General features: G+C 66.4%; 7 protein-coding genes and 1 pseudogene. 2 read left to right on the top strand and 6 right to left on the bottom strand.

Annotated elements, in window-relative coordinates; translation table 11 throughout:
- Positions 1-323, bottom strand: a pseudogene (locus BFF76_RS29950) (MmyB family transcriptional regulator); the annotation flags it as partial.
- A 281-nt stretch (positions 324-604) separates the two neighbouring features.
- Between BFF76_RS29950 and BFF76_RS29945 the strand changes: the two are divergent.
- Positions 605-1,114, top strand: a complete 510-nt coding sequence (locus tag BFF76_RS29945; protein WP_031100861.1) for a GNAT family N-acetyltransferase — start codon at positions 605-607, stop codon at positions 1,112-1,114.
- A gap of 245 nt (positions 1,115-1,359) precedes the next feature.
- Here BFF76_RS29945 and BFF76_RS29940 read toward each other — a convergent pair whose 3' ends face one another.
- The 5 genes from BFF76_RS29940 to BFF76_RS29925 all read right to left on the bottom strand — a co-directional run bounded on the left by BFF76_RS29940 (position 1,360) and on the right by BFF76_RS29925 (position 8,027).
- Entirely contained in the window at positions 1,360-1,689 is a 330-nt protein-coding gene (locus BFF76_RS29940) for a hypothetical protein (RefSeq protein WP_031100859.1), read from the bottom strand.
- Between the two features lie 554 nt (positions 1,690-2,243).
- Positions 2,244-3,620, bottom strand: a complete 1,377-nt coding sequence (locus BFF76_RS29935) for a cytochrome P450 (protein WP_065849479.1) — start codon at positions 3,618-3,620, stop codon at positions 2,244-2,246.
- Between the two features lie 670 nt (positions 3,621-4,290).
- Positions 4,291-4,644, bottom strand: a complete 354-nt coding sequence (locus tag BFF76_RS31920; protein ID WP_053930134.1) for a hypothetical protein — start codon at positions 4,642-4,644, stop codon at positions 4,291-4,293.
- A 147-nt stretch (positions 4,645-4,791) separates the two neighbouring features.
- Positions 4,792-5,100, bottom strand: a complete 309-nt coding sequence (locus tag BFF76_RS29930; RefSeq protein ID WP_031096061.1) for a hypothetical protein — start codon at positions 5,098-5,100, stop codon at positions 4,792-4,794.
- 680 nt (positions 5,101-5,780) lie between these two features.
- Positions 5,781-8,027 carry an FhaA domain-containing protein gene (locus BFF76_RS29925; protein WP_065849478.1) on the bottom strand — a complete coding sequence of 749 codons (2,247 nt, stop codon included), beginning with the start codon at positions 8,025-8,027 and terminating at the stop codon, positions 5,781-5,783.
- Positions 8,028-8,767: 740 nt separating this feature from the next.
- Here BFF76_RS29925 and BFF76_RS33420 point away from each other — a divergent pair.
- On the top strand, positions 8,768-9,112 hold a 345-nt coding region (locus BFF76_RS33420), incomplete at its 3' end, for a hypothetical protein (RefSeq protein WP_208604893.1).

Genomic DNA, 9,112 nt, shown 5'->3' with positions numbered 1-9,112 from the left:
TCCGGGTAGAAGCGGCGGGAGACCGGGTCGAGAAAGGCGAACCGGGCGAAATTGTCCTGGTTGGCGGACGCGGCGTAGACGTCACTGCAGAAGGCGCGGCCCAGCGGGTTCACGGCGAGCACGTCCATACGCCCGTTGCGGACGAACGCGGATCCGGCGGTGATCGCGCCCAGGGCCCACCGCAGGCTGGGGTGCAGTGCCCACTGCCGGGCGGCGCACCGGCGCCGCGGGCGGGTGAGGACGTCGAAGCCGTCCACCGCCTGCGCCAGGTACAGCAGGTGAGCGCATCCGCCGTCGTCAAGCCACAGAACACGGGCGACCGCTGCCGTTGGATCACACGTCGGCTGTGCCCGGCCTCCAGCAGGGTGCGTACAACAGCGTACCGAGCCCGGGTACGGCCGACACGGCCACGACGAGCCAGACGGCCCCACACCCGGGGCAAGCTCGACCATCGCTGACGTTGCCACAGAAATACCACCAGCCCACGACCCGGATTACCCGCAGAGCTCCGACTCCGCCACCTTCAGCGAACAACGGCGCACGGCTAGCCGTTTCACCTGCCCAGATATGGCATCTCTCCTGGGTCATGCGCGAGGCTGGGCCCATGGAGATCAGAAGGGGCCACCCGAAGGACGCCGCCGACGTTGCCGCGCTGCATGCCGAGAGCTGGCGTACGGCATATACCGGAATCATGCCCACCGACTTCCTGACCGGCCCTCTCCTGGAAGACCGTCTGGAACTCTGGACCGGCCGGCTGGACGCGCCTCTCCCCGGGACGGCCCTGTTCGTGATGGAGGCGGCAGACGGCATCGACGGGTTCGCCTACCTGATGCCTCGACCTGACGGCCGGATTTTGCTGGATAACCTGCACGCCAGGCCAGGCCGCACCGGGTCGGGAATCGGTGGCCGGCTCCTGGCACATGCCCTGGCATGGGCAGCCGATGAGTACCCGGACAGGGCGGTCTACCTGGAAGTACTCCGTGCCAACACCCACGCCGTCGCCTTCTACGAGCGGCATGGGGCCCTGCGTACCGATGAGCGGATCTGCCGGTTCGATCAGGGCTTTGAGCTACCCGAACTTGAGTACACCTGGCCCATAGCCTCACCTGTGTAGACATCCACGGTATGCGCCCGCGAGTGGTATGTCCCCAGCCCCCGCCCCTACCAGCGCCAGAGCATCATCAGCCGCTACGGCTCCGCGGAAGCCGGAGCACGAGGCCGACGTGGATCGTGGACGCGGAGATGGTGGAAGCCGGCCACCTCCCCGCCACTGTCCAGCCGCGTGTGGTGATAGTGGGGAGCGGAAAGCAGAAGGACTCGCCGACCGCTGGGTCGGTGAGTCCTGAAGCATGGGGTGGGTCAGTGGGACGAAACGAAACCCGCTGACTGGTCGAGATGGAAGGGGGAGCCCGGGCTCTTGGGCGGCCAGCCGTCGGTGAGAGCGGTGCGGATACTGTCAGCCACCTGGGCGGGCAGGATCGGGCTGCCTTGTGTGCCCAACCAGTTGCTCGAGTGCGGCTGATTGGTGGTGACCACCAGTGTGGTGCCGGGAGTGTCGGCGTGTTCAACCGCGTAGGTGAGGGGTGACCGGACCAGTCCCTGGTCGTAGGTCGGCCGTCCGCGGAGTCGCCACCGGTAGGTAGTACCGTCCACGCTGACGAGCCGCGATCCCTTTTTGACCAGTGCCATGTCCACATCCCTTCCCATGTGACAGTTGTAACGGTAGCGAACGGCGACTGATCGTGTCCTGCCGATTCCCTCAAGGCCCCACAGTGTCCGGTCGCAGGTGCCGTAGGCTTGATCAATACCGGCCGGCCGGAAGTCCCACCTGCGACAGCGCGCTCCCACTCCCAGCGCATGTCCATGGGCACGTATGGCGAGAGCGCGATCTCGAAACACTCGCCGCCCACGTGGGTGGCGGCACAACACCAGGAACAGGACCAGATCTCCTCTTCCCAGGCATTCGACAGCACCACCCACCGCCACATCACCCCTCTATTCGAAAGGGAGGCAATCCGCGGGCTACGTGTCTGCCGTCGATGGCGCGGTGGGTGTGGTTGCCGCAGTGTGTCTCACCGCAGTACGGCCTCGGGGGCGATGATGAACACGGCCCTCCCTCAAGGGGTGTGCGTGGCGCTCATCCTGTGCTTTCTGATCATGTATCGGTTCGCACGCAGTGCCTTTCCGAACCGGACAGCGGCACGCCGCATCCACGCCGTCCGGCCGGAGATCGAAGGCGCTTGTCAGTCCTGATCCCGCTGTACGAAGTCGCTTCTCTGGTGCATGGCCATCAGCAGTGTGCTGGGCCGCACGGTTGCCCTGGCGACGGGCCGTACCTCCTGGCCCGGTGGAATTTCGAAACGTGCGCGACGGATCATGGTCGCGATGGCGGTGACCAGTTCGGTGAGGGCGAACCGGTCCCCGATGCACTTGTGTTTGCCTGCCCCGAAGGGGAGAAACGCACCGGGCGTGAATGCTTCGGCCTGCGTGTCTTCCAGCCAGCGGTCAGGGTTGAAGGTGAGAGGCTCTGGGAACAGTTCAGGATCGCGGTGCAGGGCGTGCTGGCAGTAGGCGAGCTCGGTTCCAGCGGGGACCGACCATGGACCCAGGCGTGTCTGGGTGACGGTGCGACGGGTGACGAGCCATCCGGTGTGGTGCAACCGCAGAGTTTCCCGGATGACGCGGTCGAGGTAGGGCAGGCGGGGAAGGTCCTCGAACGCGATGGGCCGACCCTCGAGGACCACGTCGAGTTCGTCCAGGACTGCTCGTTCGATGTCGGCGTTGTGGGTGATCTCGTAGAGCGCCCAGGACAGTACCGATGCGGTGGTCTCGGTTCCTGCCACGGCCAGAGTGAGTATCTCCGAACTGATCTGGTGTCCGGTCAGCGGCCGGCCGGTCTCCTCATCCGTGGCGTGCAGCAGCAGGGACAGCATGTCGCCCGTGTCCTGCTCCGAGTGCTGAAGCTCGGCCACGGCCTGGGTGATCGTGGCCCGCACGGCGTCACGGGCGGCGTTGAACCGACGATTGAACGGGAGGGGGAGGCGTTCCACCCAGTCGGGCAGCATGACGCGGGCTCCGACCCCGTTCATGACCACCGACAGATCGTCGCGCAGCCGGCGGAAGGTAGCCTCGTCCAAGCTGCCGGCGAAGATGGTCTTGGCGAGCATGTCGAGGGACAGCTTGACCATGGCCTCACGGACGTCGAGTTGCTGACCGGGAATCCAGGTGTCGACGGCTGCTTTGGCCTCGGCCCGCATGATGTCGACGTAGCGTGCGATCTCCGGGCGCCCGAAGGCCGGCTGAAGCTGGCGTCGCTTACGGACGTGGTCCTGGCCCGCCGCTGTGACGACGGAGTCGCCCAGCAGCTGGCCCATCTTTTCGAAGAATCGGCCTTTGTCGAGACTGGGTCCGAGGTCGATCAGCATGGTTCGGATGAGGTCGGGGTCTTGAACGACCAGTGTGCGGGTGCCGGGCTGGAGAGTGATCTCGACCAGCGGGCCGTAGTTGGTACGCAGGGAGGCGATGAAGCCGAGGTTGTCGCGTATGAGCTGTATCGCGTGACCCAGCAGCGGGACCGAGCCTGCTGCTCTGGGTATGGGGGGAGGCGCCACGAGCGTCACGAGTGCATGCCACCTTTCAAGCCGATCTTGGCGCTCTATGGCTTCCCTGATCGTTCCCGTCAGCAATCCGCCCCGGGAAGTGGTCTACGCCACACGGAAGGACGTTTGTGGCGCGCCGCATGGGAATTCGCCTGGCGGTTGTGCAGGCGGCCGGGCGGCGGTCTCGAGCCGACGCTGATCGCAGAGCTGTGCGAATCTCGTCGACGACTGAGGGGAACAGACAATGTGCGATGCGAACCTGTTGGGCACGGCCGCAAGCCCCGCTCGCGTTCGCCACCGATTACGCGACTGGCCTCCGGCGCGGCAGCGTTGGTCTGTCGCTGGTTGGCACCTCAGAGGTCAGAGTTCGCGACTCCCGGTAACCCCCCTCCGAAGAAGGTTCGGCACCAGCGGAGATCGATCTGCCTGAGCGCGACTTGGTGACCGTCGACAACCTCAGCCAATACAGCACGCGTGGCAGCTTCGCTCCGAGCCTGTTGAGCATGCCGTGCATAGCGTGGCTATCGAGTCAGAACATGGCGAGTTCAGATCCGATGTGAGTGTGCGCGAGGCCGATCATGTAGGCGAATCCAGGACCGATCTCGTCCTCGGGAACCATCTGGACGTGCCATCCGCGCAAAGGCGGCATTCCGCCCTCGCGGCACCAGAGGCGACTGCTGCCCCTGAACGCCTACGGGGTGATGTGATCTTTCCCCGGCTGGTCGGCTGCGTTGAGTCTGGTCGCACCGTCCTGCCAGCGTCGGCGCCGCTCGGCGACGGACTGTTCCCACCACGGAGTGCCCCGCTCACCGAGCGCCACCTTCGCCGTGTGCACCCTGTATCGCGCCCGGCCCTCGGCCGCCGTGTCCTGATTCCTGCGCGAAGCTGCCACCGCACGCCGGGCTGCCATTAGGTGGCGGCGCAGATCGGCGGCGACGCCCTCGGGAATCTCCGGATCGCTCGCCCGCCATCGCCGGCCGTTCACCACGATGTACCTGCCATCGGGCGTCCGCTCCGGCTGCATGGAAGAGTTCACCCGGCTCATACTGCCCGCACAGACGCAGACGCCACCCGGCAACACTCGGTCAGCCACGAACTCCCCGGAACGGCGCCCCTCCCCGCGACCGGCTTCTCCGGGACAAAGCCCTGTCGCTGCCGGGGGCAGAGTCAACCGGCCGGGTGAACAGGCCGGTCAGATCGGGCTGTCGACCCCGGTGACGGCAGGCGTCCCCAGAAGCGCGTCCTTCTGAGCGAACCCCGTCTCCCGCAGAGCCTTGGACATGAGCCCCAAGGCACTCAGTTCCGCCTCGTACCGGTCTGCGGCATTGACTTCGAGCCGAACGGAGAACGTGTTGTCGTCGTTGAGGGTGAGCAGATCGAGGCCCTCGCTCTTACTCAGGTCCGTGTGCTGAGCAGCCAGCTTGCGCTTCAGGGACGCCCGCAGACTCTCTGTGACGCTGACGACGAAAGTCCCGGGGACGGTGATGACGAAGGTTGTCATGACAGCTCCTCACCTCTGGTATCCAAGCACCGCGTCTCATGACGACTTCCCGTTTCTCCGGAAGTGAACGCCCCGGAGACGCGATGGACACCCCGCAGCCCCATGACCACCATCGAAGAGACACCTCTGCTGCCAGTAATCCTGTGACGCTTCGTGCATACCCCTAACCGTGGGACACCGCCCCTGCCTGAACGCCGGACGAAGACAACGACGAGGCGTTCCCCAACACACGGGAACACACGGGCCCTACAGGAAGCGCGCATGCCATCCGAGTCGCTCGCCCGGCCCGAGCCGCCGCCGGACGCAGCCGTCCACAGCTCCCCGGCCGGAGGACACACCGAGTGGACCGAGATCCGTGTGGTCCCACGCGAGCGCGTGCCCTACGCCCGGTACGCGACGGCCCCTCGCACGGCCGGTGCCCAGGCGGACAGCCCTCAGCGCCACACGGCCGCCTCGAAACCGTGCGCGCACTCAAGGCTGTACCAAGCCCGAACCCAAAGCCCAGCCACCCTCGCCCGGCTCGCTACGTGTCACGAACTGACGGACCCGATCCGCGACTCACCCGAACACCGGCTCAGCCGACGCCGCGGTCCGTCGCGCCCACGGGCCCGGACAGCGCCGGCCCTCCGACCGCACCCGGGCCCGCGACGAACGGCACCCCCGACTCGGGAGGGTGGAGATCACCCCCAGACAGGAGCCGAGAAGACGCTGGCCGAGTTGTACCCCGAGTGCGGAAGGGCAGGCCAGCCCACGGGCTCCGGCTGGGTACGGTGGAAGTCCGCGGCGACCAGCGTCGCCAGGTTGAAGTACGCCTCACGGGTCTGCGCCTTCATCCTGTCCAGGTCGACCTCCGCTCCCGCGGAGAGGTGCTCGTCGAAGGGAACCACCACCACACCGCGGCAACGCGCACGGAAATGGGCCACCACATCGTTCAGCTTGATAATCTTGCTGGTCTTACGCGCCTCGGACACCACGGTGATACTCCGCTGCACCAGGTCCGCGTAGCCGTGGGCATTGAGCCAGTCCAGCGTGGTGCTCGCGCTCGCCGCACCGTCCACACTGGGTGTAGCGACAACGATCAGCTGGTCAGCGAGGTCCAGGACGCCAGCCATGGCACTGTGCAGCAGCCCCGTACCGGAATCCGTGAGGATGATCGGATAATGCTGCCCGAGACAAGCGACCACTTGACGGTAGTCCTCATCGTTGAACGCCGTGGACAGAGCGGGGTCCACATCATTGGCGAGAACCTCCAGACCACTGGGCGACTGAGAGGTGTAACGGCGAACCGCCATGTAGTTCGGCAGGTTCGGGATATCCGCCACCAGATCACGGATCGTCGCATTCGTCTCCCGGCGCACCCGGCGGCTGAGCGTACCCGCATCCGGATTCGCATCGATAGCCACCACGCGGTCCTGACGCTCCGTCGCGAGCATCGCACCCAAAGCGGTGGTCGTGGTCGTCTTACCGACACCGCCCTTCAAACTGATGACCGCGATCTTGTAACAGTCCATCACCGGCGTACGCAGCACACCCAACTTCTGCAACCGCGCACGCTCGGCCTTCCTTCCACCGATGCGCAGCTTCTTGAGACCGCCTCGGACGCCCGTCTTGTTACGCAGCAGGCGGTCGGAAGAGAGCTCTACCGATGAGCTGTGCCCCAGTGCGGCACCTTGCCCGAACCGGTCGAGTGCCGGAGGCGCGTAGGCCCCCGCGGCAAGGTGGTTGGCCGGTGCGCCATCGGCGTACCGTGCCGGCTGCCGGGGTCCGGCGTACGGGCGTGACAGAGGGGGCCCGCCCGGAGTGTTGGCTGCGGACGCGGTACCGGAGGCCTGGGGTCCGAGTTCACCGGGGTGGGCTTCGTCTGCTGACCGTACAGGGGGCAGGGCTTCTCCCCGGCCGGGCATCTGGGGCTCGGTCGAGGCATACCGATCCGGCCTGTCGCCCCCTCCATCAGACGCAGGTGTGCCGACGCTGATGTCGCGGTCGTTAGTCATACTGTTCAGTCCTTTCGATGATCTTGAAGAGCTCTTGGTGACGGCTTCGGCGCGTCGGCGGCTGGATGCTTCCGCCATCGCTCTACCGTGTTCATCGGGTCGGCGGCGTGCATCTTCACGGGAGTCGCCCTCGACTTGAGACTTGGACAACTGGGGCAGGCCGGCGGGAGGGTACTTCTGGACCTCAGGAGCAACGGTCACGGACCGGTCGGCCGCCGCCGTGGGTCGATCAGGGGGCCGGCCCCCAAGCCTGTTGAGGCGGGCGGGCGGTCCGTGCCCGGCCGGGAGGAACTCGGGAGCGTCGGCACCTTTCGTCCTACGTTCGCCAGTGCGCCTGATGTGTGACGGTTTGGCGACCGGCCGGAGGCCTCTTCGTACGAGGATGCCGTTGCTGTCGACGAACACCTCATGCTCTGTGAACTGTTCTACTGTCAGCACCTGCTTTCCCCCGCTCGGGGGGCGGGGCGGTTGCCTCCAGGTCACTGCCTGCCCGTGGCCGCCCCACTCACGTGCTGTCAATGCGCGGCGTTCGGCGGTCTCCATGGCCTGCTTCACGTCCGGTGGGATTTCGATCCGGCTCCTCACCCGGTACCGCCCGGTCTCCAGGTCGTCCGCACACTGCAACTGGACCTTCACGGGACCCACGAAGGAATAGAGTTGCGACTCCGCGTACTCGCGCACCTTCTCGACCAGCTCCTCACCGAGCATCACCAGGCACGTGCTGTGAAGTGCGTGGTCGTCGGTGTTGAGCTCGACAACGAAGCTGTTGGGTACGACAGTGCGGTCCTGGCTCCAGATTCTGGAATTGACGTCACACTCACGCCGCAGCGCGCCGACGAATTCCAGGGGTTGGACCGCAGACTTGAAGGCCTTGGCGAAGGCGCCGTTCACCCATGCCTCGAAGTGCCGCTCCAGCTTGTTCAGCGTTCCCACTGTCAGCCTTCCAGTACGGGTCGCCCGCCATTTGAGCGAATGTGCGTTCACTGACTGGGCCTTTTTAGCCAGATTTCGCCAGCTGCTGCGGTGTGTCTCCGCGATTCACTCGATCGTCTCCGCAGTAGCCCGCTTCGGCCCATTCCGGGCCCGAGGGGCCGGCCGCTGTGGAGCCGGGGATCCGGGCCTGAGGCGGCGCAAGGCAGGCGGGGCACGCGAGGGCAGACGTCGCCCGACAAGTTGCATGGCGCGGACCACTTCGAGGTCGGTCGCTCAGAGCTGCGTGCGTGGACCGCTGAGCCTTCGACGGAGGAGCGGATCACCCTGGGGATCCCAGGCTGCAGTGGGGGGGAGCTGACCATGCCCCTGCTCCGGGCGAGGTGCATACCGGGACCGGAGGGGGCCGGACCTACGAGCGGGCTTCGGTCCTGGGCCAGGTCCAGGATTCTGTCGCGCACTCCGGAGGGAATGGACGTACCGAAGATGTCGGGCCCGGGCGCGGATGACAGGAGCAAGTCGGTTGCAGGTGCGTAGAGCTCAATTTCAATGCGGCCAACGGCTTCCGGATGAGGTCGATTTGCAATCGTCTGCCCCGGTCAGCTCTCGGAGGCCTGTTCGCGAAATAAGGCGCCGCATAATCCCTCAAGTACGCCGGTGGGCCCGTGCACTGGGAGGGGCGGGACGTGCGACGATCGTGGTGCAGCAGCCGGAGGTTGCCTGACTTTCGAGAGTGGAGCCACGTGAAGGACGACGAAATACGTTCGCGCTTCGACAGCCGTGGTCGTGTCGAATTGGTGCCCGGCCATGCATCGCCGCGCAGGCAGCGCCAGATCGAGGATATCGGCCGTGCCCTCGGCTACCGATTGCTCACCGTCGAGAAACTGGGCCGCGCCGGCGTCCGGCTCGTCTTCGAACGTGATGACGGCCCGCTGGCGCGGCGGCGGACCGAACTGGCCGTCGCCCGACTGCGCGCGGGAGGGCCACTGCTGCCGGCGATGGATCCACCTCCGCCCCCGCCGCCGGGTCCTCCGCCCACGGCCCCGTTGCGGCATCGGCGCCGGCAGCCGGTACGGCCTCCGTCGGGG

It is taken from the genome of Streptomyces mutomycini, from assembly GCF_001700505.1.
Taxonomy (GTDB): domain Bacteria; phylum Actinomycetota; class Actinomycetes; order Streptomycetales; family Streptomycetaceae; genus Streptomyces; species Streptomyces mutomycini.
This window is presented reverse-complemented; position numbering and strand designations above follow the sequence as displayed.